Origin of the sequence: Pseudomonas psychrophila HA-4, from assembly GCF_000282975.1 — a bacterium.
GTDB classification, from domain to species: Bacteria; Pseudomonadota; Gammaproteobacteria; order Pseudomonadales; family Pseudomonadaceae; genus Aquipseudomonas; species Aquipseudomonas psychrophila_A.
The window spans coordinates 20,795-44,120 of sequence record NZ_ALJC01000120.1 but is presented as its reverse complement, the minus strand read 5'-3'; the positions used below and the strand labels follow the sequence as shown (position 1 = coordinate 44,120).

The following is a 23,326-nucleotide window of genomic DNA, read 5'->3' as shown; positions in this document are numbered from 1 at the left end:
TTAATAACATGCCGTCCAGTATAAATATTCCACGCCCTATTAGCGAAAGGTCATCTCCATGTTGCGCCATGCCTTGTCCCGCGCTTTACCTGTGTGTCTGGTGTTCTTGTTATCGGCGTGCGGGCAGGAAAAAACTGCACACGTTTCGATCAGCCCGGCCATGGTGGTTCAACCGCAGCCTTCGGCGCTGGCGTCGCAAAGCTATCCTGGCGAGGTGCGGGCGCGTTTCGACCCACAACTGGCATTCCGTATTGGCGGCAAAGTGACCAAGCGTCTGGTGGACGAAGGTGAGCGGGTCAAGGCTAACCAGCCACTGGCTGAACTTGATCCGCAAGACGTGCGCCTGCAACTGCAAGCCACCCGTGCCCAGGTCGCGGCGGGGCAGGCCAACTTGAATCTGGTGCGCGCCGAGCGTGATCGCTATAAAACCTTGCTTGACCGACAAATGGTCAGCCGTTCGCAGTTTGATAACGCCGAAAACCTCTATCGCTCCGGCGAAGCCAAGCTCCAGCAACTGAAGGCGGAGCAGGACGTGGCCAGCAATCAGGCCAGTTATGCCGTATTGCGAGCACCACAAGATGGCGTGATCGCACAACGCCAGGTGGAAGTCGGGCAGGTGGTCGCCGCCGGGCAAACGGTGTTTACCTTGGCCGCCGATGGCGAGCGTGAGGTGTTGATCAGCTTGCCGGAACAAGCCTTTGGCCGTTTCAAGATTGGTTTGCCGGTTTCGGTCGAACTGTGGTCACAGCCGGGTCAGCGCTTCAGCGGACGAATTCGCGAACTGTCACCTTCGGCTGATCCAAAGTCGCGAACCTTTGCAGCCCGTATCGCTTTCGAAGAGGGCAAAGTGCCGGCTGAACTGGGGCAAAGTGCTCGAGTTTTTATTCCTGGTGAAGGTGTTGCCCCGTTGTCGGTGCCGTTGTCGGCCTTGAGCGCAGAAAATGGCGCGACCTATGTATGGCGCGTCGGTCAAGGCAACACATTGGAACAGGTACCTGTGCGTGTCGGGCCGTTTGGCGAGAACAGCGTGCCGGTGCTCGAAGGCCTCAACGCCAATGACTGGATTGTCTCTGCAGGCGTGCATGTACTGCATCAAGGCCAGGAGGTGCGACCGATTGATCGTTCCAACCGAACGATCAATGTTGTGGTGAAGGAGTAATCCCGATGGGTTTCAACCTTTCCGCTTGGGCACTGCGAAATCGCCAGATTGTCCTGTTTTTAATGCTGTTGCTGGCCATTGTCGGCGCGCTTTCCTATACCAAGTTAGGACAAAGCGAAGACCCGCCGTTCACCTTCAAAGCCATGGTCATCCGCACGCTGTGGCCGGGTGCCACCGCCGAAGAAGTCTCGCGTCAGGTGACCGAACGCATCGAAAAGAAACTGATGGAAACCGGTGAGTACGAGCGCATTGTCTCGTTCTCGCGCCCTGGCGAGTCGCAAGTGACCTTTATGGCCCGCGATTCGATGGACTCCTCCAAAGTGCCTGAGCTGTGGTATCAGGTGCGCAAAAAAATCAGCGACATTCGCCAAACGTTGCCGCCGGATATTCAGGGCCCGTTTTTCAACGATGAGTTCGGCACCACCTTCGGCAATATCTACAGCCTGAGTGGGGACGGTTACGACTACGCAGTGCTTAAGGACTACGCCGACCGCATTCAAATCCAACTGCAACGGGTTAAGGATGTCGGCAAGGTGGAGTTGCTGGGCCTGCAAGACGAGAAAATCTGGATCGAGTTGTCCAACCTCAAACTGGCTACCCTCGGTTTGCCGCTGGCGGCGGTGCAACAAGCCCTTCAAGAGCAGAACGCGGTGTCGACGGCGGGCTTCTTCGAGACCCCGACCGAGCGCGTGCAATTGCGTGTTAGCGGCAATTTTAAAACCGTGGAAGAAATTGAGCATTTTCCGATTCGGGTTGGGGAACGCACGCTGCGCATCAGCGATGTCGCCGATGTGCGCCGTGGTTTTACCGATCCGCCTGCGCCGCGCATGCGCTTTATGGGCCAGGACTCGATTGGTCTGGCCGTCGCGATGAAGGACGGTGGCGACATTCTGGTACTGGGCAAAGCGCTGGAAACCGAGTTTGAACGGTTGCAGAGGAACCTTCCGGCCGGGATGCAGTTGTCCAAAGTCTCGGACCAACCCGCAGCGGTGAAGACCAGCGTGGGTGAATTCGTCCAAGTGCTGGTGGAAGCCTTGGCGATTGTATTGCTGGTGAGCTTTTTCTCCCTCGGTGTCCGCACCGGGATGGTGGTGGCGCTGGCCATTCCGCTGGTGCTGGCGATGACCTTTGCGGCCATGCATTACTTTGGTATCGGCCTACACAAAATCTCGCTGGGCGCGCTGGTGCTGGCGCTGGGTTTGCTGGTGGACGACGCGATCATTGCCGTGGAAATGATGGCGATCAAGATGGAGCAAGGTTACGACCGGCTCAAGGCGGCTAGCTTCGCCTGGACCAGTACGGCGTTTCCGATGCTGACCGGGACGCTGATTACGGCAGCCGGTTTTCTGCCGATTGCTATGGCGCAGTCGAGTACGGGGGAGTACACCCGCTCGATTTTCCAAGTGGTGACCATTGCGCTGGTGGCGTCGTGGATCGCTGCGGTAGTGTTTGTGCCTTACTTGGGCGCGTTGCTATTACCGGATCTGGCGAAGATTCATGCCGCTAAACACGGCACGGGTGACAGCGCACCGGACCCTTATGGCACGCCGTTTTATCAGCGTGTTCGACGGCTGGTGGAGTGGTGTGTGCGCCGCCGCAAAACCGTGATAGCGCTGACGGTGTTGCTGTTTTTGGGTTCGGTGGTGCTGTTTAAGTTTGTGCCGCAGCAGTTCTTCCCGGCGTCGAGTCGATTGGAGTTGATGGTCGACTTGAAACTGGCCGAAGGCGCATCGCTGAGTAACACCACGGAGCAGGTCAAACAGCTCGAAAACCTGCTCAAGGACCACCCCGGCATCGAGAACTACGTGGCCTACGCGGGCACCGGTTCGCCGCGCTTTTACTTGCCGCTGGACCAGCAATTGCCAGCCGCTAGCTTTGCCCAGTTTGTGGTGCTGGCGAAGACCATCGAAGACCGCGAAAACCTGCGCACCTGGCTGATTGATACCTTGAACCAGCAATTCCCGACCGTTCGTGCACGGGTCACTCGCTTGGAAAATGGTCCGCCGGTTGGCTATCCGGTGCAGTTCCGGGTCACCGGCGAGCACATCGAAGAGGTTCGGGCGCTGGCGCGAAAAGTGGCCGCCAAGGTGCGTGGTAACCCGCACGTGGTGAACGTACACCTGGACTGGGAGGAGCCGAGCAAAGTGGTGTACCTCAATGTCGATCAGGATCGGGCGCGGGCGTTGGGCGTGAGCACGGCCAACCTGTCGCGATTTCTGCAAAGCACCTTGCTGGGTTCCACGGTGAGCCAGTACCGCGAAGACAACGAGTTGATCGAAATTTTGTTGCGCGGCACCTCTCAGGAACGCACCGAACTGTCGTTGCTGCCGAGCTTGTCAGTGCCGACGGACAATGGCCAAAGCGTCGCCTTGTCGCAAATCGCGACCCTGGAATATGGCTTTGAAGAAGGCATCATCTGGCACCGCAATCGCCTGCCGACGGTGACGGTGCGAGCTGATATTTACGGCAAGGAACAACCTGCGACCTTGGTGCAACAGATTCTTCCGACACTGGAAGACGTTCGTGCGCAATTGCCTGACGGTTATCTGTTGGAAGTGGGCGGTACGGTTGAAGACTCTGCACGCGGACAGGACTCGGTGAAAGCTGGAGTGCCGTTGTTTATCGTTGTGGTACTGACGTTGCTGATGGTGCAACTGCGCAGTTTCTCGCGCATGGCCATGGTGTTCTTGACCGCGCCGCTGGGGTTGATCGGGGTGACGTTGTTCTTGCTGGTGTTCGGCAAACCCTTTGGTTTTGTGGCGATGCTCGGCACGATTGCCTTGTCCGGGATGATCATGCGCAACTCGGTGATCCTGGTCGACCAGATCGAGCAGGACAGAGCGGCGGGGCTGGATGCGTGGCAGGCCATTATTGAAGCGACGGTACGTCGGTTCCGGCCGATTGTGCTCACCGCGCTGGCGGCGGTGCTGGCGATGATCCCGTTGTCACGCAGTGTGTTCTTCGGGCCAATGGCGGTGGCGATCATGGGTGGTCTGATTGTGGCCACGGCGTTGACGCTGCTGTTCTTGCCGGCGCTGTATGCCGCGTGGTTCAGGGTGAAAAAGCCTGAAGTTAATGCCTGACCTTTAGGCGTCGCCGGTCGACGCTCGATTGTCTCGCGATCTTTTAAGATCAAAAGATCGCGAGCAAGCTCGCTACATGGAAATTGGATTAACGAACTTGATCCACACGTAAACGGATGGGTTGCAGGGTCTTGGCATTGAGGTCAACGCTGTTGCGCTCGGTGCTGATAAACAACAATTTGCCGTCTTCTTCAATTCGCGCGCTTACGGCGTAGGTGTGGCCCGGTTTGACCTCGGCCGGGTCGTACGTCAGGTGGAACGGCAGCGGCACCTGGCCTTTGACCGGGCCACTTTGTTTGGCCAGAGTAATGGCGGGTGCATCGGCCAGCGATACATCCTGCAAGCTCACTTCAAGTGTAGCGGTCGGTGGGAGAGCGATGCGTTGCAGGTAATACACTTCGCCGTCGAGCGTGGCTTGCGGTGTGGAGTTCATCGAGCTGCAGGCTCCGAGCAGGGCGGTGAGGCTGAGTAACAGGACTTTTTTCATGGCTGGCTCCAAAGGGCTGAAAAGAATCAATGCGCCGATCAGGCACCGGGTGCCTGACCGGCTTTCTTTAATGAGTTAAGGCGTTTTTTCCAGTGAGGGCGGCGTTTGGTCTTGTGCATCTTCGCTGCGATGCAACGCGACCTGACGAATAGACAGACGAATCTCGGCGGGCAATACGCGTTTGGCGGCGCCCTCGGCCAGTTCGCCGAGCAATTCGTGGTAACTCAATTTGCCGTTCTCATCACGGCGCAGCACGTCTTGTTCAAGCAATGTTTCGATGAAGTGGCGGAACAGGCTTTTGTCGAAGAACTCTGGAGCGTTGAGCCCGTGTAGGATCGACAGGCGCTGAGCCATCATGGTGCACAAGTCTTCCAGCTCTTCGCTGCTTAAGGTGTTCTGGCCGCTGTTAAGCAGCAGCGAGATCGCCATGTAGAAGCGTTGCAGGGTTTGCGCAATGCTTTTGGACAGCAGCGTCAGCAGTACAAAATGCCGCGAGCTCGGCGCCGGGCGCAGGTAGATGTCATTCTCAAAACGCAACAAGCCTTGTTCGACAAAGGCTTCAAGCCATTGATCGACCACGTCATCCAGTTCATCCAGCGACCAGCGGATAAACAGTTCCGACTGCAGGTAAGGATACAGCGCGCGGGTGTAGCGCAGAATTTGCTCGCGGGTCATGCGCGACGAGCTTTGGAAGAAGCTGGCGAGCAATGCCGGCAGTGCAAAAATATGCAGTACGTTGTTGCGGTAGTACGTCATCAACACCGCGTTTTGCTCATCCAAATAGAGGATTTTTCCCAGCGCATCGCTTTGCTCAGAGAGCAGGTCCATGTCTTTGACGTGTTCGATCAACGCCCGACCATCGCCGGCTGGCAAAGTGGTGTGCGCGGAATAAGGCACGCGGCGCAGCAGGGCTAGGTACAAATCCAGCACCCGAGCCATCGCCCTATCATCCAGTGCCAGCTTGCTGGTTGACAGCAAGGCTAGGGCCACCAGGTTGACCGGGTTGATTGCGGCGGCTTCGTTGAGGTGTTGGGCGACTTTCTCGCCCAAGCGGTTAGTGGTGGCATTCAACCATTCAGGACGGTATAGCGGCGCCAGTTCTTGCTGGCGCCAGTTCGGTTGTTCCTGATCAAGAAACTCAGCCAGTTTGATTGGCTCGCCAAAGTTGACCGCGACCTGGCCAAATTTCTGCTTGAGGGCACCGATGACTTTGAAAATGTCGAAAATCGATTCTTTCTTCTTACTCGCCCCACGCAGTTCGCCCAGGTAGGTGCGGCCTTCCAGAACACGCTCGTAGCCGATGTACACCGGCACGAACACAATCGGTGTGCGCGATGAGCGTAAGAAGCTGCGCAGGGTGATGGCCAGCATCCCAGTTTTAGGTTGCAGCATGCGCCCGGTACGTGAGCGGCCGCCTTCGACGAAGTACTCTACGGGGAAGCCTTTGGTGAATAGCGTGTGCAGGTATTCGTTGAACACCGAGGTGTACAGCGGGTTGCCCTTGAATGTGCGGCGCATAAAGAAGGCACCGCCACGGCGCAGCAAGCGGCCAATAACCGGCATATTGAGGTTGATCCCCGCGGCGATGTGCGGCGGGGTAAGGCCGTTGCGAAACAGCAGGTAAGACAGCAACAAATAGTCGATATGGCTACGGTGACACGGCACGTAGATGATTTCGTTGCCCTGCGCAACGTTCTGTACACCCTCGATGTGATTGACTTTGACCCCGTCGTAAATCTTGTTCCAGAACCAGCTCAGGATCACTTCAAAAAAGCGGATGGCGGTGTAGGTGTAGTCCGAGGCAATTTCATTGGCGTAACGCAGCGCTTGGGCCTTGGCTTTTTCCGGGGTGATATTTTCGCGTTCAGCCTCATCGAGAATTGCTTGGCGAACGGAAGGCTCATTGACCAAGCCTTTGACCAAGTTGCGCCGGTGCGACAGGTCGGGGCCAATGGTTGAGGTTTTGAGGTTACGAAAGTGCACACGCAAAATCCGTTGCGCCATGCGCACCGTGCGTTCGTGACCTTTATTGAGGTCGATCAATTCCCGCAAGTGAATAGGAGCAGAGAATTGAACACGGGTTTTGCGACCCAGTATCAGGATGCGCAACAGGCGACGTAGGCGCCCGGTGACCGCCCAACTGTCGGCAAACAGCAGCTTCCAGGGGCTGGATTCGCTGTCGGGTGATTGGCCCCAGAACACGCTGACCGGAATGATTTGTGCATCCTCGGTCGGGTTGTGGGTCAAGCCATCCACCAGGCGGGTCAAGGTCGGGGGCGCGCCGCGTTTGTCTTGACGTCCCAGCCAATCGGGCTCGGGGGTCAGGTAGAAGAACGCGGCAGGTTCGATCATGGGGCCGACGGCCACGGGTAACACGGGACGAGGCAAGCCCACTTTGGTGCATTCAGCGTCGACCACCGCCAATTCGGTGATGGAAGGCGATTGCAGGACGTAAAACACCGGTCGGCTGCGATCCAGATTCAAGGATAAGGACGACTGATTGATCGTCTCCGAGCGTACCCACAGGTACAGCAAGCGACGAAGGGCGCCAAATACAAGACGGTGGAATGGGGAGCGGGTCATACGGCTTCTGCGTTAGTGGATAAAACGAGTGTTTACTCGGCCGGATAGTGTGCCGTATCTCTGGAAAATCGGCAAAAAAGCAGCGAACTAATATTGATTGAGTGTTCTTCGCGCTGACTTATACTCGGGGCTCTTTCGCCATGCTGCGTAAGACCGAGTCTTAGAGAGTTAAGTTCGAGCGACAGTTCTTAGCGGGCTAACCAATGAGCCCATTCAAAAATAAAAAGGGGGAAGGATCTATGACCACACGTTTGACAGGCAATGTGAAATGGTTCAACGACGCCAAAGGCTACGGTTTTATTCAGTGTGAAAACGGGGGCGACGTATTCGTGCATTACCGCGCTATTCGCGGTGAAGGCCATCGTTCTCTGGCTGAAGGCCAGCAGGTCGAATACACCCGCGTGACGGGTGATAAAGGGTTTCAGGCTGAAGATGTGGTAGGTCTGTAACGGCACAACCTGTAGCCGCTGCCGAAGACTGCGATAAGGGCCGAAGGGCCTTCGCTTATCAAGAGCGGGGTCGTTGCGCAACCCATCGCAGCCTGCGGCAGTGGTTACAAGGTTCCTGAGTCAGGAGCCGGTTCGCCAGGTGATTTCTTCTTCACCGTCTGCGCTGATACGGATCCAGTTGTCAGCGGTTTCTTCGCCTTCTTCTTCGACCCACGTGCCCGGCGCGCAGCGTACTTCTACGTTCAATGCCTTAAAGGCATCGCGGGCGCAGGCGATGTCGTCGTCCCACGGCGTTTGGTCGCTTTCTAGGTACAGGCTGTTCCATTTGCCCACGGCTTTTGGCATCCAGGTCACCGGGACTTTGCCCACGGTGCATTTCCATACCTGGCCTTTTTGCGTCCATTCCGAGCACGTGCCCAACACGGTGGACAGCCAATCGGCGACGTCTTTGTAGGTGACAGATTCTTTTAGGTAAATCTCGATATCGGGTTGGCGCATGGATGTCCTCACTGCGTGTCTGAAAAATCCATTCGCGGATTAGTCGGGCCTGCCGCGCGTGCCGCAGGCCGTAAAGGGGTTATTGAAGCACGAAGTAGTCGTAGCGCATGGAGACTGTCACGATTAACGGCTCTGGATGTTCGATGACTTGAGCCCGACGTTCGGCGCTAGCACGCCAGCCGTGTGGGGTCATTGCCAGCAGGTTGGCGCGGTCTTGTGGCGCGCTCAAGCTGAGGGTGAACTCCAGTGTTTCGCTGTGTTGCAACTGCATGCCTTCGGGCACCAGCGCCAAGTGTTTGTCATCTGCGTAATCGCGCACTTCGTCGTAGAGGCGTTCGCGCAATTCCATCAAGTGGCCCCGTGTTGGGCCGACACGCATAAGGCCGCCGCCAGGGCTGAGCAGGCGCTTGGCTTCGAGCCAGTCCAGCGGGCTGAACACGCTGGCCAAAAACTGGCAACTGGCATCGGCCAATGGCACGCGGGCCATGCTGGCGATTAACCATGTCAGGTTCGGGTTGCGCTTGCAGGCGCGCTTCACTGCCTCGCGGGAGATGTCCAGTGCGTAGCCGTCGGCATCTGGCAAAGCTTTGGCGATTTGCGCGGTGTAGTAACCCTCGCCACAGCCGATGTCGAGCCAACGTTGCGGGGCGCGCTCGGCGGCCAGCTCTGCCAGGCGCTTGGCCACTGGCGCGTAATGGCCGGCGTTGAGAAAGTCGCGGCGGGCTTCAACCATGGCTTGGTTGTCACCCGGGTCACGGCTGTTTTTGTGCTGCACCGGCAACAGGTTCAGGTAGCCTTGGCGCGCACGGTCAAAGCGATGGCCTGCCGGGCAGACCACGCCGTTATCGGCCGCTGTGAGCGGTTCAGAGCAAATAGGGCAAGCAAGCATCAGGCGAGCAACTTGATCAGGGTTTGGTAGTAGATCTCGGTCAGCACGTCGAGATCGCTGGCCAGCACGCGCTCGTTGACTTGGTGAATGGTCGCGTTGACCGGGCCCAACTCAACCACTTGCGTACCCAGAGTGGCGATAAAGCGTCCATCCGAGGTGCCGCCGCTGGTGGATGCTTTGGTTTCGCGGCCTGTCACGTGCTTGATGCTCGACGACACGGCGTCCAGCAGCGCACCCGGCTCGGTCAGGAAGGGCAGGCCAGACAGCGCCCACTCGATGTGCCAGTCCAAGCCATGCTTGTCGAGAATATCGGCAACACGTTTCTGCAGCCCTTCAACGGTGGACTCGGTCGAGAAGCGGAAGTTGAATACCGCGACCAAGTCGCCAGGGATGACGTTGGTCGCGCCAGTGCCGGAGTTGAGGTTGGAGATCTGGAAACTGGTCGGTGGGAAAAAGGCATTGCCGTTGTCCCAATGTTCAGCCGCCAACTCAGTCAGCGCCGGGGCTGCAAGGTGGATCGGGTTCTTGGCCAGGTGCGGGTAGGCCACGTGGCCTTGAACGCCGCGTACGGTGAGCTTGGCGCCCAGCGAGCCGCGACGGCCATTTTTGACCACGTCACCGACCAGCGAAGTGCTCGACGGCTCGCCAACGATGCACCAGTCCAGACGCTCATTACGCGCTGCGAAGCGCTCAACCACGGCTTTGGTGCCGTGATGGGCCGGGCCTTCTTCATCGCTGGTGATTAGAAACGCGACCGAACCCTTGTGGTCCGGGTAGTCGGCGACGAAACGCTCAGCGGCAACCAGCATGGCCGCGAGGCTGCCTTTCATATCTGCAGCGCCACGTCCGCAGAGCATGCCGTGTTCGTCGATCAGTGCATCAAATGGGTCGTTTTGCCACGCTTGCACCGGGCCGGTCGGCACCACATCGGTGTGGCCAGCGAAGCACAGCACCGGGCCTTCGTGTTTGCCGTGGGTGGCCCAAAAATTGTCGACGTCTTCGATGCGCATGGGTTCCAGCTTGAAGCCAGCATCGCCCAGGCGCTGCATCATCAGCTTCTGGCAGTCAGCGTCGATCGGCGTCACGGAAGGGCGACGGATCAGATCGCAGGCAAGTTGCAGGGTCGGCGAGAGGTCGGCGTGGGCCGTCATGGTAGAGACTCCGAAGCGGGACAGGTGGCGCGGCACAAAAGGGCGGTTATCTTAAAGCAAAACGGCGACCAGAGGCCGCCGTTTAGTCGTTGCTGTCAATTTATGCCGTCGGTTGTTGCTCAAGTACCTGCGCAGGTTTTGGCAGTGAAGAGGTAAAGGCCATGACCAGGGCTGCCAAGTACGGCAGCGATTGCACCAGCAGCATCACCACCCAGAAACGCATGTCGTTGCTTGGCAAGCCGTGCACGACGAAGATCCCGAGTGCTGCGCCCCAGAGCAGCAGCATGATGAACACTTCTTCACGGGCTTCCGAGATGGCGACCCAAAAGCCATGGTTGTCGGCGTTTTTAGGGGTGCGGAAGAACGGAATGCTGGTGGTGAAAAACCCGTACAGCACCGCTTTGGCAATGGTGTGCGACAACGCCAGACCCGCTAGGGCAGCGGCAAACGCGTCCTTGAGGTTAACCCCCACGGTTCGACGGTAGAGGAAGATGATCTTGCCGACCTTGAACACAAACAGTGCCAACGGTGGGATAGCGAAGATCAGTAACGGCGGGTCGACCCGCGTCGGCACAATAATCATCGCCGCCGACCACAACAGGGCGCCCACGGTGAAGAAGATGTTCATGCCGTCAGCCACCCACGGTAACCAGCCCGCGAGGAAGTGATAACGCTGGCCACGGGTCAGTTCCGTGTCTTTACCCAGCAGTAGGCTGGAGGTGTGACGCTTGATGATTTGAATCGCCCCGTAGGCCCAGCGGAATCGCTGTTTCTTGAAGTCGATAAAGGTATCGGGCATCAGGCCTTTGCCATAGCTGTTGTGGGAATAGGCTGCCGAATAACCTTTTTCGAACACGCGCAGGCCCAACTCAGCGTCTTCACAGATACACCAGTCGGCCCAACCCAGTTCTTCGAGTACCGAACGGCGGGTCATGGTCATGGTGCCGTGCTGAATGATCGCGTCACGGTCATTGCGGGTGACCATGCCGATGTGAAAGAACCCTTTGTATTCCGAGTAGCAGAGCTTTTTAAAGGTGCTTTCGCTGTGGTCGCGGTAATCCTGTGGGGACTGCACGATGGCGATTTTCGGGTCGATAAAGTGCGGGACCATGTGCTTGAGCCAGTTGCGATCAACGCAGTAATCGGAGTCGATTACGGCGATCACTTCGGCATCTGGCGCGGTGTGCGGGATGAGGTAGTTCAGCGCGCCGCCCTTGAAACCGGCCAAGGGCGCGACGTGGAAGAATTTGAAACGCGGGCCCAAGGTGGCGCAGTAGTCACGCACCGGCTCCCAGACGGCCGGGTCTTTGGTGTTGTTGTCGATCAGCAACACTTCGAAATCCGGGTAGTCGAGGTTGGCCAGCGCATCGAGGGTCTGTTTGACCATCTCCGGTGGCTCGTTGTAGCACGGCACATGGATCGAGACTTTAGGTCGGTAGGCATCATCGCTTTCGATCGGTAAAAACTCCCGTCGGCGTTTGTGCGTCCATACCGCCTCGGCCAGTTCATGGGCCTCGGTGAGCAACACAATAAACACCCCGAGTGCGCCTAGCCCAAGCAGGAAACCCACGGTCAGGCTGAACCAGGTGCTGTATTGCTGACTGTAGTCGTAGCCGATCCACACGAGGGCCGAGCCACACAGGAACGCGGTAAACGTCAGGAACGTGCGACCCCGCTGGCGCAAAGCCGAGCCGTCGATCAACAGCAAGGCCAGGGACAGTAAGCCCATCACCACCGAACCAATGGCCAGCACGCGCCACTGTGGAATGGCCACAACCGGGCCTTCAAAGTTGAATTTCTGCTGGCGGGCCGCGTTATAGACGCCCCAGTAGGCGCCCACAGAACCTTCATCGCTGGCTTTCCACGGCTGGTCGAAGGCTTCGATCACGAAGTAGTTGTAGCCGCGACGGTTTAGCGTGTTCACCAGTGTGCGCAGGTAAATTGCCTGGTCGGCGGGCGTCGCGTCTGCGCCACCGCGCATGCGGCCATTACTTGGCCAGCCCACTTCGGAGAGCAGTAGTGGCTTTTTCGGGAACATCTTTTTCAGGTCGCGGGCGCGCTCCAGAACGAACTGGCCGGCCTTGTCCATCGGGATAAATTCCCAATACGGCAGAATGTGCGCGGCAATCAGGTCTACGTGTTTGGCCAGTTGCGGGTATTTTTCCCAAATGTGCCATTGCTCGGACGTCGTTACTGGCACTTTGACGGCTGCGCGAACACGGTCCAGCAACACGATCAGTTCTTCGGGCGTGATCTCATCGCGGAACAGGGCTTCGTTGCCCACCACAACGCGCACGACGCTGCGCGAATGATTGGCCAGTTCGATGGCCTTTTGGATTTCGCGCTCATTGCGCGCTTGATCGGGGCTGATCCAGATCCCAAGCGTGACCCGTAGACCGAACTCTTCCGCCAGTTTGGGAATATTGCCCAAGGTGCCGTCGACCGAGTAGGTCCGAATGTTGTCGGTCAGCTTGCTCAATATTTCCAGGTCGCGACGCATTTCATCGTCGGTTGGGTACTGGTCTTTCTGCGGGTATTGGCCTTGCTGAAACGGCGAATACGAAAAGCCAGATATTTGATCTGGCCAGTTAGGCGCAGTAACCGGGCGGTTAATCAGCGCCCAGAAGCCAGTGAATAAGGCAGCGATGGCCAGCACCACCACTAGGTTGAGTCCAAATTTACGCGATGACATAACTATTTCGGGTTCCAAAGGGAGTGGAACGAGGATCGGTCGGCAGGTACAACAGCGGCGCGCATCCTACACTTCTCTCTGACCAACCGTACAGCGCACGGAATCCGGTCAGGCTTAGGTTGCTGCAGTCGACTTAGGCTATTTCATTAATTCTTGTGGTTCTTGTCTTGTTGCTTTGAGAGTCATTAAAGCAGGCTTGGTTGCATAGAACTTACGAAAGATACTAAACGACACGTCTGCCCTCTATAATGCGCGCCGGTTTTTGGGGTGTTGGCAATGAGTACAGAAGATCCACGGTTTGCCGGTGTAGCCCGGTTATATGGCTTGGAAGGCCTGGAACGACTGCGTGCGGCGCACGTGGCAATTGTCGGTGTGGGCGGCGTAGGGTCATGGGCGGCAGAGGCGATCGCCCGCTGCGGTGTGGGAGAAATCTCGCTGTTTGACCTAGATGACGTCTGCGTCAGCAACAGCAACCGCCAGCTTCATGCCTTGAGTTCGACCATTGGTCGGGACAAGGTCGAAGTAATGGCTGAACGTCTGCGCCAGATCAATCCGGACTGCATCGTGCACGAGGTCGCTGATTTCGTGACCCGCGAAACCATGGCTGAGTACATCACCCCCAACATTGATTGCGTGATTGACTGCATCGACAGTGTGAATGCCAAGGCGGCGCTGATTGCTTGGTGCAAACGACGAAAGATCCAGATCATCACGACCGGTGGTGCGGGCGGTCAGATAGACCCGACGCTGATTCAGGTCTGCGACTTGAACCGCACCTTTAATGACCCGCTGGCCTCCAAAGTGCGTTCGACCTTGCGCCGTGATTATGGTTTTTCGCGCACCGTGACCCGTCATTACAGCGTGCCGTGCGTGTTCTCGACCGAGCAACTGCGCTATCCCAAGCCGGATGGCAGCATTTGCTTACAAAAGAGTTTTGTTGGGGACGGTGTGAAGCTCGATTGCGCCGGAGGTTTTGGCGCCGTCATGATGGTGACCGCCACCTTTGGCATGGTTGCGGCCACCAAGGCGGTGGACAAGATCGTGGCGGGTGTAAGGCGGCCTTCGGAGAAGGTGAAGGCACAGGCTTAAAAACGGCGCGAGGGATGCAAGCCGATTTCGTAGCAGTTGCCGAGCTTGCGAGGCTACGTCCGATTGCGAAGCGATCGTAAGCGCTAAGCGCAAGATTTAACTGACACACCGCGCTGCCTGATTTTACGACTGCTGTGCAGCCGGACGCAGCCTCGGCAGCTGCTACGAGTTTTAGCGCTCCATAAATCTGAGCGTAGGCTTTTAAGCAGACAACTCACGCATCCGCTGCAACACCGCATTCAGGCCATTGCTGCGCGACGGCGACAGCTGGCGGCTCAGGCCAAGCTGGTTGAACCAGTCAGGCAGATCCACGGCGTGCAGCGCCTCGCTGGACAGACCATTGACCCTCGCCAGCAGCAACGCTACCAGCCCGCGAATCAAGCGCGCATCGCTGCTGGCAGCAAATTGCCAATGCCCGTCTTTTAATTCACTCACCAACCACACCTGGCTTTCACAGCCATGTACACGATTGGCGTCGGTTTTATCGGCATCGCTCAGTTCTGGCAGGCGTTGGCCCCATTGCATCAGCAAGCGTGCGCGCTGTTCCCAACTGGCGCAGTGTTCAAAGCTGTCGAGGGCGGCTTGGGCGTCAGCAGACAGGGTCATTGCAGCAACTCCAGTGCTTGGTCGAGCGCATCGAAAAAGCGCTCCACATCGTCAGAGTCGTTGTACAACGCCAGCGATACGCGAATCGCCCCAGCCAAACCTAGGCTTTTTAGCAGTGGCATGGCGCAGTGATGCCCGGCCCGCACGGCGATGCCTTGCTCGGTCAACAAGTGGGCAAGGTCGGCGTTATGCACGCCTTCGACCACAAAACTCACCAATGCCAACTGCGGCGAACCGAGTAGACGAATGCCTGAGCGTTGCTGCAAACCGTCAACCAAAAGCCGGTGCAACGCGGCCTCGTGGGCGTCGACAGCTGCCTGATCGAGGCTGCTCAAGTAGGCGAGGGTGGCGCCCAGGCCAATCACGCTGGCAATCGGCGGTGTGCCCGCTTCAAAGCCCAGCGGTGCCGGGCGAAAGGTGGCGTGCTGGTAGTCGGCGTCTTGCACCATCTCGCCGCCAAACTGCCAGTGTTGTAGACGCGCTAGCGCCGCATGACGCCCAAACAGCACGCCCACACCATCAGGGCCATACAGTTTGTGGCTGGAAAAGACATAGAAGTCGCAGCCCAGTGCGCGTACGTCCTGACGGCCGTGAACCACGCCTTGGGCGCCATCGACCACGGTTAACGCGTTGTGCGCTTTAGCCAGTGCTAGCAGTTCAGTCAGCGGCTGCCAGACACCGAGCACGTTGGACAACTGGCTGACGGCCAGCAGGCGGGTGCGTGGTGTGATCAGGCGCGCGGCTTGGTCGAGGTCAATCACCCCGGCGGCATCGAGCGGCAGCACCACCAGCGTCAGGTGTTTACGCTGTGCAAGCTGTTGCCAGGGCAGCAGGTTGGCGTGGTGTTCCAGGGCGCTGATGACAATCTCATCGCCCGGATTGAAGTGGTGTTCCAGCCCATAAGCCAGAAGATTAAGTGCCGACGTGGCACCGTGGGTAAAGACAATCTGCCCACAGTCGGCCGCGTTGAGCCATTGGGCGACTTTATTGCGGCTGTTTTCAAACGCCTGGGTCGCATGGGCGCCCGGCAAGTGTTGGGCCCGGTGCACATTGGCGGCGCCACTGGCGTAGTAATGCGTCAGTGCGTCGAGCAGGGCTTGGGGTTTTTGCGTGGTTGCAGCGTTGTCCAGATAGATCTGGTCCTGACGTTGCAAGGCGGCGATGGCCGGGAAGTCGGCGCGCCACGGAGAAGGCAAAAGCATGGTGTTCAAGGCTCTGTTGACGAGGCCAGCGTGAGCCGGCCCCATCAGTGGCAGACAAACGCTTAGTTGTGAGCGTGCAGCGCTTCGTTCAACTCGATGGCCGACTTGTGGGTTTTGCATTCCACAGCGCCGGTTTCCGAGTTGCGACGGAATAACAGGTCAGGCTGACCGGCCAGTTCACGGGCTTTAACCACTTTGACCAGTTGGTTGTTTTCGTCCAACAGTGCCACTTTGGTGCCAGCGGTTACGTACAGGCCTGATTCAACGGTGTTGCGGTCACCCAATGGGATACCGATACCGGCATTGGCGCCGATCAGGCAGCCTTCGCCGACCTTGATCACGATGTTGCCGCCGCCTGACAGGGTGCCCATGGTCGAGCAGCCGCCGCCCAAGTCCGAACCCTTGCCGACGAAAACGCCTGCCGATACACGGCCTTCGATCATGCCTGGGCCTTCGGTGCCCGCGTTGAAGTTGACGAAACCTTCGTGCATGACGGTGGTGCCTTCGCCGATGTAAGCGCCCAAACGGATGCGCGCGCTGTCAGCGATACGCACGCCAGCCGGCACCACGTAGTCGGTCATTTTCGGGAACTTGTCGACCGAGAACACTTCCAGCAAATCGCCGCGCAGACGGGCTTCGAGTTGACGCTCAGCCAGCTCGCTCAGGTCGATGGCGCCTTGGCTGGTCCATGCCACGTTCGGCAGCAGCGGGAACACGCCTGCTAGGCTCAGGCCATGCGGCTTGACCAGACGGTGCGATAGCAGGTGCAGCTTCAGGTAAGCCTCTGGGGTAGAGGTCAGCGCAGCATCTTCGGCCAGCAGCGTGGCAACCAGTGGTTTGTGGCTTTCGGCCAGGCGGGTCAGCAGCGCGGCTTGGGCAGCGTCTACCGATTTAACGGCTTCAGCCAATTGCGCGGCTTGTGCAGTGGTAAAGGTGATTGCCTGATTGCCATCGGTGTAGCCCAGGATCGGCGCGATTGCAGCGATCAGCTCGGCCGATGGGTTGATCAGCGGTTGGGCGTAAAACACTTCCAGCCATGCGCCTTGACGATTTTGAGTGCCGACACCGAAGGCCGCGCTGAACAGAGTTGTAGACATGCAATTACCTCTTACAAAAATGAATGGGCGGGCTTTAGCCATTGGGCTTAGAGAAGGGCCGCCGCATAAAGATCAGGTTTAAAGCCAATCAGGGTTTTGTCTCCGAGATCGAGCACAGGGCGCTTGATCATCGAGGGTTGGGCGAGCATCAGCTCAATGGCTTTCGCTTGGTCTAGATCGGCTTTTTGTTCGTCTTCGAGTTTGCGAAAGGTTGTGCCAGCGCGATTTAGCACCACTTGCCAGCCGTGCTCGTTGCACCACTGAGTGAGGTGTTCTCGGTCGATACCACTGGTTTTGTAATCATGAAAGTCGTAACGCACTGCATGGTCATCTAGCCACGTGCGAGCTTTTTTCATGGTGTCGCAGGCTTTGATGCCGAAAAGGTGCAACGTTTTGCTTGAATCGGTCACTGAATTGCCCCTCCTTTGGAGATGCCTAGAAATATGCAGTGGCGGATTATGCCATGTGCGACGCGCTTGAGCGCGGGCTGCCTGTAACCTTGGCAGGTTGTTGTGACATGTCGTCGCACTGAGACTTTTGTTCAGGCTCTACTTTGGCAATATGAAGCTACTATGAGGTGCAATGGAAAATTGTTGCTAGCTGTGTTTGATTAAAAGCGGTTTAGTTAACGCTGATTGTTTGGGAATTCTGTAGATATGCAAACCGCCTATACCGTACTCATCCTGCTGATGTTGGTGGGTGTCTCGCGTTTATTGGGGCGTGTGATCCCGTTACCTCTGCCTTTGGTCCAAATCGCGGCGGGCGCCGTGCTGGCATGGCCCACCTTGGGCCTGCATGTTGCGCTGGACCCCGAGTTGTTTCTGTTTCTATTTTTGCCACCGCTGTTGTTCTCTGATGGCTGGCGTATGCCCAAGCGTGAGTTCTGGCGCCTGCGCGGACCGATTCTGACCCTGGCCGTGGGTCTTGTGCTGTTCACCGTGGTGGGGGCGGGTTACTTCATTCACTGGCTTTTGCCGACGATCCCGTTGCCGGTGGCTTTTGCCCTAGCGGCTGTGCTGTCGCCCACTGACGCGGTGGCGGTGTCGGCCATTGCTCAGAACCGCTTGCCAGGCCCGTTGATGCATATGCTTCAGGGCGAAGCGTTGATGAATGATGCGTCGGGTCTGGTGACCTTCAAATTTGCCTTGGTCGCTGCGATCACGGGCGTTTTTTCGCTGGCCAATGCCAGCCTGACATTTGTGTTGGTGGCCTGTGGTGGCTTGGCCATCGGTGTGGCCCTGAGCTGGCTGGTAGGGCGCATGCGCGCATGGATGATTGCCCGCGGTTGGGATGACCCAGCGACGCACGTGGTATTTATGCTGTTGCTGCCATTTGCTGCCTATGTACTGGCCGAACGCTTGGGCGCTTCCGGCATTTTGTCGGCGGTGGCGGCCGGGATGATGCAAAGTTGGCTGGATTTGCTGCCGCGTCAAACCAGCACCCGCCTGCTAAACCGCAGTGTATGGGGGCTGCTGGAGTTCGCGTTTAACGGCCTGATCTTCTTGCTGTTGGGCCTGCAACTGCCTGACATCATCAAGGCGGTTGTCAGCCACGAAACCACACTCTGGCCTACCTTGTTGTACCGCTGCCTGGATGTGGTAGCGATTTTCCTGGTGCTGCTGGCGCTGCGTTTTATCTGGGTGCAAAGCATTTGGCGTTTATCTGGCCTACTGCGTCGCTGGCGTGGCAAGGGCGAGTTGACGCTGGTGCCGACTGCCCGTTCCTGCTGGTTGTTGACGGTCGGTGGCGTGCGCGGGGCTGTGACCTTGGCGGGTGTCATGTCGGTGCCGCTGTTTATCAGCAAGGGCGTGGACTTCCCTGAACGCGATCTGCTGATCTTCATTGCGGCTGGAGTGATTTTGCTGTCATTGGTGGCAGCGTGCATTGCCTTGCCCCTGTTGTTGCGCGGCATTCCCAAAAGCCCGGACGACGCGATGCGCAAAGAAGTACGAGAGGCGTGGCGACGTACTGCCGAGGCCGCAATTCATGCGCTTGAAGCCGAAGAGGTGGTCGAGCCGGCCAACCCGCAAGACGCGGCGCAGGCAGCATTAGCGGCCGAATTGAAGGCGCGGATCATGTCGGAGTATCGGCATCAGCTTGAGGTCTTCAACGACTCTGCGGAAGCTCAAGCGCTGGCCTCACAAATGGACCTGCTGGAGAGCCGCTTGCGCCTCAAGGCGCTCCGGGCGCAGCGTCTGGAGCTGTACAGCTTGCGTCGCCACCATGAAATCGGCGATGACGTGCTCAGCGAGATTTTGCGTGATCTGGATTTGAGCGAAGCGAATCTGGGGACGGTGAAGTAAGGCGCCTTACTGTAGGAGCTGCCGAAGGCTGCGATCCTTTGATTTTAAAGGTCAAAAGATCGCAGCCTTCGGCAGCTCCTACGTTTTGGGTTTAGCGGCGGCGCTGGATGAAGTCGCGGATCCGCTCGGCGGCTTCGACACATTCGGCCAATGGCGCAACCAAGGCCATGCGTACGCGCCCGGCACCCGGGTTGAAACCGTCGACTTCGCGTGACAGGTAAGAACCCGGCACCACGGTCACGTGCTCTTCAGCGAACAGGTCGAGGCAGAACTCGGCGTCATCGCCTTCAACCCTTGGCCACAGGTAAAAACCGCCATCGGGGCGTTGTACGTCGAGTACCGGGGTCAGGATGTTCAGCACCGCATCGTACTTCTCGCGGTACAAATCGCGATTTGTACGCACGTGTTCTTCGTCGTTCCAAGCGGCAATGCTGGCCAATTGGGTTTGAACCGGCATGGCGCAACCGTGGTAGGTGCGGTACAGCAAAAAAGCCTTGAGAATCTCGGCATCACCGGCCACGAAGCCCGAACGCAGCCCCGGCAAGTTGGAGCGCTTGGACAGGCTGTGGAAGACCACACAACGCTTGAAGTCTTCGCGGCCCAGCGTTACGCAGGCGCTGAGTAAGCCTGCGGGCGGCGTTTGCTCGTCGAAATAGAGCTCGCTGTAGCATTCGTCAGAGGCGATGACGAAGTCATGTTCGTCGGCCAGAGCGATCAGCTTTTTCAACGTTTCAAGCGGGATCAGGGCACCGGTCGGGTTGCCGGGTGAGCATAGGAACAGAATCTGGCAGCGCTTCCAGATGTCAGCCGGCACGGCGTCAAAGTCCGGGTTAAAGCCATACTCGGCCAGGCACGGCAGGTAGTGCGGCTTGGCACCGGCCAGAAACGCCGCGCCTTCGTAGATCTGGTAGAACGGGTTCGGGCTCACAACCAGTGCGTCATCGCCGCGATTAACCACGGTTTGGGTGAAGGCGAACAGTGCTTCACGGGTGCCGTTGACTGGCAGGATGTTGCGCGCTGGGTCGAGCCAGCCAGCCGGTACGTTGAAGCGGCGTGAGGCCCAGCTTGCAATGGCTTCGCGCAGGGCGGGGGTGCCAAGGGTGGTCGGGTACACCGCCATCTGGTCAAGGTTGTCCGCCAGGGCTTTGGCCACGAAATCGGGAGAGCGGTGTTTGGGTTCGCCAATCGACAACGCAATTGGGCGCTTGTCGGCGTTGGGCTGCACGCTAGCCAGCAGGGCGCGCAGTTTTTCGAACGGGTAAGGCTGCAACTGATTTAGAGCGTTGTTCATTGGGTGCGGGTCTCACTCGGCGGCTAGATGCTCAGGCGCCAGGTTTCTGGGGTTGAGTCTTTATTGACCGTTAGTTGCTCGACGATGGCTTCCTGCAAACGTATGCACAGTTGCGGATCAGACAAGGGCTGATTGTTTTCGTCGGTAATGAAGAAGACGTCTTCGACGCGCTCGCCCAGGGTAGCGATCTTGGCGTTTTGCAACGACAGGTCGAACTCCAGGAATATCATTCCGATGCGAGCCAGCAGGCCGGGGCGGTCGGGAGCGCTGAGTTCCAGTACGGTGACCGGGCGCTGGGCGTCATTGTGAATAGTCACTTGTGGCGCGAAAGCGAAGTGCTTGAGCTGGCGCGGCACCCGACGCTGGATGATGTTTGGGTAGTCGTCGGGGTTGCGCAGGGCTTCGGTGAGGCCTTTGCGGATTTTTTCGATGCGCTCTGGGTTGTTGCCGATCGAGCCGCCGTCGTTGTCGAGCACGATGTAGGTGTCGAGGGTGAACTGGCTGCTGGAGGTGATGATGCGCGCGTCATGGATGTTGAGGTTGAGCTGGTCCATGGCCGCCACGGTCACGGCGAAGAAGTCGTGCTGGTCGGGTGCATAAATGAAAATCTGCGTGCCGCCCTCGAACTCGCGCTGCGTGGTTTCCTTGATCAATACAAGCGGGCCGCCATCGGCCGGTTGTTGCAGGATGGCTTCGGTGTGCAGGGCCACATCAGCCGAGGTGTGGCGCAGGAAGTAGTCGTCACCCAATTGCGACCAGAGTTGCTCCACGTCGTCTTGGTCGTTGCCGTTGCGTACCAGGATGTCCAGTGCGGCGCTTTGGGTTTGGCGAATCTGCTCTTCGCGATCCACCGGGTTTTCCAGGCCTCGGCGCAAGGCGCGCTTGGTCTCGGTGTAGAGCTGGCGCAACAGGCTGGCGCGCCATGAATTCCACAGCGTCGGGTTGGTGGCGTTGATGTCGGCCACGGTCAGCACATAGAGATAGTCGAGATGGGTCTCATCGACCACGATTTGTGCAAAGTCGTGAATCACTTGCGGGTCAGACAAGTCTTTGCGCTGGGCAGTGGTCGACATCACCAGATGGTTTTGCACCAGCCACACGATCAGGCGTGTATCCCAGACTGGCAGTTGATGGCGAATGCAAAAGGCTTCGGCATCCACCGCGCCAATCTCGGAGTGGTCACCGTGGCGGCCTTTGCCAATGTCGTGGTAGAGCCCGGCCAGGTAGATCAGTTCCGGCTTTGGCAGCTTGGCCATCAATTTGCTGGCCAGCGGGAATTTTTCGGAAACCTGGGTGTACTGCAATTTGCGCAGGTGTTTGATCAAGTTCAGGGTGTGTGCGTCAACCGTGTAGATGTGGAACAGGTCGTGCTGCATTTGTCCGACGATAAAGCCGAATTCTGGTAGGTAGCGTCCGAGAATGCCGTAGCGATTCATTCGACGCAGGTTGCGATGGATGCCGATTTTGCACTTGAACAGTTCGATAAACAGGCTGGTATTGCGAATGTCGTTGCGAAAGTCGTCATCGATCAGGTAACGGTGCTCGCGCAGCAAACGAATGGTATCAGCGCGTACGCCTTTGATTTCGGGCTGCTGGGCCATTAGCAGGAATATTTCGAGCATGGCAAATGGCGTGCGCTTAAACACATTGTCGCTGGTGGCTTCTATATAGCCATCATGCAGTTGAAAGCGCGAGTTGATCGGTGTCGGCGGCGCTTCGTCTTCGGGCGCCAAAATCACTTCTTCAAAGTGCTGGATGATCAGGTCGCTGAGCTGGGCAATGCTCATGACCACCCGGTAGTACTGCTGCATGAAATTTTCGATGGTCTGCTTGGTGTCTTCGCCGGTAAAACCGAGGAGTTCGGCGATGCTGCGTTGGTGGTCAAACAACAAACGGTCTTCGGAGCGCCCGGCGAGCATGTGCAGGGCGTAGCGCACCTTCCACAGAAACTCCTGGGAGGAGGCCAGCAGGGCGTGTTCGCTTTCGACGAGAAAGCCTTCGCCTGCCAGGGCGCGTAAATTCAGGGTGCCGTACTGGCGACGGGCTACCCACAAAATGGTCTGGATGTCGCGCAGGCCGCCGGGCGAGCCTTTGACGTTGGGTTCCAGGTTGTATTCCGTGTCGTTGTACTTGTGATGCCGGGCTTTTTGCTCGGCACGTTTGGCCAAGAAGAAGTCTTTGCTGGGCCACATGTGTTCGGTGCTAGTGACTTCGAGCATGCGCTGGCGCAAGCGTTCAGGCCCCGCAATGGTGCGGCTTTCCATCAAGTTGGTGATGACAGTCAGGTCGGCGCGGGCTTGCTCGGCGCATTCGTCGACTGAACGTACGCTCTGACCCACTTCGAGACCGATGTCCCAAAGCAGTGTCAGAAACCGCTCGATAGAGTCGCGGAAAATCTCGTGATCAGCGTCATCGAGCAGGATCAGCAAGTCTATGTCGGAGTAGGGGTGCAGTTCGCCGCGGCCATAACCACCAACGGCGACCAGGGCGATATCGGCCTGATCGCTCCAAGTGAACTGCTCCCAGGCCTGCTGCAGGATGTTATCGACGAACCAGGCACGGTCTTCGATCAGGCGGCGAATATCGCGGCCTTTGCGAAAACGTTCGTCAAGCACTTCACGTGCCTGGCGGATGGCCTTTTTGAAAGCGGCAATCGGGCTTGCCTTTAATGCCAATTCGGCCTGGAACTGGCCGCGGTCAAAAAGTTCGGGATCCACCTGCGGCATCGATTGGCTTTCCTATCGTGA

Annotated in this window: 17 protein-coding genes; 5 read left to right on the top strand and 12 right to left on the bottom strand. The window is 58.0% G+C overall.

Annotated features, from left to right (window positions below):
- Nucleotides 1-58: 58 nt before the first annotated feature.
- Together B347_RS0120725 and B347_RS0120720 are read left to right on the top strand one after the other, a co-directional pair.
- A complete protein-coding gene (locus B347_RS0120725; protein ID WP_019411612.1) occupies nucleotides 59-1,159 on the top strand; it encodes an efflux RND transporter periplasmic adaptor subunit in 1,101 nt (366 codons plus the stop codon).
- 5 nt (nucleotides 1,160-1,164) lie between these two features.
- Nucleotides 1,165-4,242 (top strand): efflux RND transporter permease subunit, encoded by a 3,078-nt coding sequence (locus B347_RS0120720; RefSeq protein WP_019411611.1) that lies wholly within the window; start codon nucleotides 1,165-1,167, stop codon nucleotides 4,240-4,242.
- Nucleotides 4,243-4,330: 88 nt separating this feature from the next.
- Here B347_RS0120720 and B347_RS0120715 read toward each other — a convergent pair whose 3' ends face one another.
- Both B347_RS0120715 and plsB read right to left on the bottom strand, forming a co-directional pair.
- Nucleotides 4,331-4,729, bottom strand: a complete 399-nt coding sequence (locus tag B347_RS0120715) for a YbaY family lipoprotein (protein ID WP_019411610.1) — start codon at nucleotides 4,727-4,729, stop codon at nucleotides 4,331-4,333.
- A gap of 75 nt (nucleotides 4,730-4,804) precedes the next feature.
- Nucleotides 4,805-7,312 carry a glycerol-3-phosphate 1-O-acyltransferase PlsB gene (gene plsB / locus B347_RS0120710; RefSeq protein WP_019411609.1) on the bottom strand — a complete coding sequence of 836 codons (2,508 nt, stop codon included), beginning with the start codon at nucleotides 7,310-7,312 and terminating at the stop codon, nucleotides 4,805-4,807.
- Nucleotides 7,313-7,551: 239 nt separating this feature from the next.
- On the opposite strand from plsB, the gene B347_RS0120705 reads away from it, so the two are divergent.
- Nucleotides 7,552-7,761, top strand: a complete 210-nt coding sequence (locus B347_RS0120705) for a cold-shock protein (RefSeq protein WP_019411608.1) — start codon at nucleotides 7,552-7,554, stop codon at nucleotides 7,759-7,761.
- A gap of 120 nt (nucleotides 7,762-7,881) precedes the next feature.
- Here B347_RS0120705 and B347_RS0120700 read toward each other — a convergent pair whose 3' ends face one another.
- The 4 genes from B347_RS0120700 to B347_RS0120685 all read right to left on the bottom strand — a co-directional run bounded on the left by B347_RS0120700 (nucleotide 7,882) and on the right by B347_RS0120685 (nucleotide 12,991).
- Complete coding sequence (locus B347_RS0120700) at nucleotides 7,882-8,259, bottom strand: hypothetical protein (RefSeq protein WP_019411607.1); 378 nt, start codon at nucleotides 8,257-8,259, stop codon at nucleotides 7,882-7,884.
- Nucleotides 8,260-8,338: 79 nt separating this feature from the next.
- Nucleotides 8,339-9,148, bottom strand: coding sequence for a putative RNA methyltransferase (locus B347_RS0120695; RefSeq protein WP_019411606.1), 810 nt, complete (start codon nucleotides 9,146-9,148; stop codon nucleotides 8,339-8,341).
- Nucleotides 9,148-10,299, bottom strand: coding sequence for a succinyl-diaminopimelate desuccinylase (gene dapE / locus B347_RS0120690; RefSeq protein WP_019411605.1), 1,152 nt, complete (start codon nucleotides 10,297-10,299; stop codon nucleotides 9,148-9,150). Before dapE ends, B347_RS0120695 begins: the two co-directional genes overlap by 1 nt.
- 100 nt (nucleotides 10,300-10,399) lie before the next feature.
- Nucleotides 10,400-12,991 carry a glycosyltransferase gene (locus B347_RS0120685; protein WP_019411604.1) on the bottom strand — a complete coding sequence of 864 codons (2,592 nt, stop codon included), beginning with the start codon at nucleotides 12,989-12,991 and terminating at the stop codon, nucleotides 10,400-10,402.
- Between the two features lie 276 nt (nucleotides 12,992-13,267).
- On the opposite strand from B347_RS0120685, the gene tcdA reads away from it, so the two are divergent.
- Complete coding sequence (tcdA, locus tag B347_RS0120680) at nucleotides 13,268-14,080, top strand: tRNA cyclic N6-threonylcarbamoyladenosine(37) synthase TcdA (protein WP_019411603.1); 813 nt, start codon at nucleotides 13,268-13,270, stop codon at nucleotides 14,078-14,080.
- A 201-nt stretch (nucleotides 14,081-14,281) separates the two neighbouring features.
- On the opposite strand, the gene B347_RS0120675 is transcribed toward tcdA, so the two are convergent.
- From B347_RS0120675 to B347_RS0120660, 4 genes are all read right to left on the bottom strand, one after another.
- A complete protein-coding gene (locus tag B347_RS0120675) occupies nucleotides 14,282-14,686 on the bottom strand; it encodes a SufE family protein (protein WP_019411602.1) in 405 nt (134 codons plus the stop codon).
- The gene (locus tag B347_RS0120670) at nucleotides 14,683-15,888 is read right to left on the bottom strand and encodes an aminotransferase class V-fold PLP-dependent enzyme (RefSeq protein WP_019411601.1); all 1,206 of its coding nucleotides are present in this window, start codon (nucleotides 15,886-15,888) and stop codon (nucleotides 14,683-14,685) included. The genes B347_RS0120675 and B347_RS0120670 overlap by 4 nt, the downstream gene beginning before the upstream one ends.
- Before the next feature lie 62 nt (nucleotides 15,889-15,950).
- Nucleotides 15,951-16,985: a 2,3,4,5-tetrahydropyridine-2,6-dicarboxylate N-succinyltransferase gene (dapD, locus tag B347_RS0120665; protein ID WP_019411600.1), complete on the bottom strand. Its 1,035-nt coding sequence runs from the start codon at nucleotides 16,983-16,985 to the stop codon at nucleotides 15,951-15,953.
- 47 nt (nucleotides 16,986-17,032) lie between these two features.
- Entirely contained in the window at nucleotides 17,033-17,395 is a 363-nt protein-coding gene (locus B347_RS0120660; protein WP_019411599.1) for an ArsC family reductase, read from the bottom strand.
- 246 nt (nucleotides 17,396-17,641) lie between these two features.
- On the opposite strand from B347_RS0120660, the gene B347_RS0120655 reads away from it, so the two are divergent.
- On the top strand, nucleotides 17,642-19,288 hold the full coding sequence (locus B347_RS0120655) for a Na+/H+ antiporter (protein WP_019411598.1): 1,647 nt from the start codon (nucleotides 17,642-17,644) through the stop codon (nucleotides 19,286-19,288).
- A 91-nt stretch (nucleotides 19,289-19,379) separates the two neighbouring features.
- On the opposite strand, the gene dapC is transcribed toward B347_RS0120655, so the two are convergent.
- Both dapC and B347_RS0120645 read right to left on the bottom strand, forming a co-directional pair.
- Nucleotides 19,380-20,579, bottom strand: a complete 1,200-nt coding sequence (dapC, locus tag B347_RS0120650) for a succinyldiaminopimelate transaminase (protein ID WP_019411597.1) — start codon at nucleotides 20,577-20,579, stop codon at nucleotides 19,380-19,382.
- A 23-nt stretch (nucleotides 20,580-20,602) separates the two neighbouring features.
- On the bottom strand, nucleotides 20,603-23,305 hold the full coding sequence (locus tag B347_RS0120645; RefSeq protein ID WP_019411596.1) for a [protein-PII] uridylyltransferase: 2,703 nt from the start codon (nucleotides 23,303-23,305) through the stop codon (nucleotides 20,603-20,605).
- Nucleotides 23,306-23,326: the final 21 nt, after the last annotated feature.

What these genes read in the sequence shown, in the direction of transcription:
- B347_RS0120655 (WP_019411598.1), top strand. Translation starts at nt 17,642, where the DNA reads ATGCAAACCGCCTATACCGTACTCATCCTGCTGATGTTGGTGGGTGTC.
- B347_RS0120670 (WP_019411601.1), bottom strand. Translation starts at nt 15,888, where the DNA reads ATGCTTTTGCCTTCTCCGTGGCGCGCCGACTTCCCGGCCATCGCCGCC.
- B347_RS0120715 (WP_019411610.1), bottom strand. Translation starts at nt 4,729, where the DNA reads ATGAAAAAAGTCCTGTTACTCAGCCTCACCGCCCTGCTCGGAGCCTGC.
- dapD (WP_019411600.1), bottom strand. Translation starts at nt 16,985, where the DNA reads ATGTCTACAACTCTGTTCAGCGCGGCCTTCGGTGTCGGCACTCAAAAT.
- B347_RS0120720 (WP_019411611.1), top strand. Translation starts at nt 1,165, where the DNA reads ATGGGTTTCAACCTTTCCGCTTGGGCACTGCGAAATCGCCAGATTGTC.
- B347_RS0120685 (WP_019411604.1), bottom strand. Translation starts at nt 12,991, where the DNA reads ATGTCATCGCGTAAATTTGGACTCAACCTAGTGGTGGTGCTGGCCATC.
- B347_RS0120700 (WP_019411607.1), bottom strand. Translation starts at nt 8,259, where the DNA reads ATGCGCCAACCCGATATCGAGATTTACCTAAAAGAATCTGTCACCTAC.
- B347_RS0120675 (WP_019411602.1), bottom strand. Translation starts at nt 14,686, where the DNA reads ATGACCCTGTCTGCTGACGCCCAAGCCGCCCTCGACAGCTTTGAACAC.
- B347_RS0120645 (WP_019411596.1), bottom strand. Translation starts at nt 23,305, where the DNA reads ATGCCGCAGGTGGATCCCGAACTTTTTGACCGCGGCCAGTTCCAGGCC.
- B347_RS0120695 (WP_019411606.1), bottom strand. Translation starts at nt 9,148, where the DNA reads ATGCTTGCTTGCCCTATTTGCTCTGAACCGCTCACAGCGGCCGATAAC.
- tcdA (WP_019411603.1), top strand. Translation starts at nt 13,268, where the DNA reads ATGAGTACAGAAGATCCACGGTTTGCCGGTGTAGCCCGGTTATATGGC.
- B347_RS0120725 (WP_019411612.1), top strand. Translation starts at nt 59, where the DNA reads ATGTTGCGCCATGCCTTGTCCCGCGCTTTACCTGTGTGTCTGGTGTTC.
- B347_RS0120705 (WP_019411608.1), top strand. Translation starts at nt 7,552, where the DNA reads ATGACCACACGTTTGACAGGCAATGTGAAATGGTTCAACGACGCCAAA.
- dapC (WP_019411597.1), bottom strand. Translation starts at nt 20,579, where the DNA reads ATGAACAACGCTCTAAATCAGTTGCAGCCTTACCCGTTCGAAAAACTG.
- dapE (WP_019411605.1), bottom strand. Translation starts at nt 10,299, where the DNA reads ATGACGGCCCACGCCGACCTCTCGCCGACCCTGCAACTTGCCTGCGAT.
- plsB (WP_019411609.1), bottom strand. Translation starts at nt 7,312, where the DNA reads ATGACCCGCTCCCCATTCCACCGTCTTGTATTTGGCGCCCTTCGTCGC.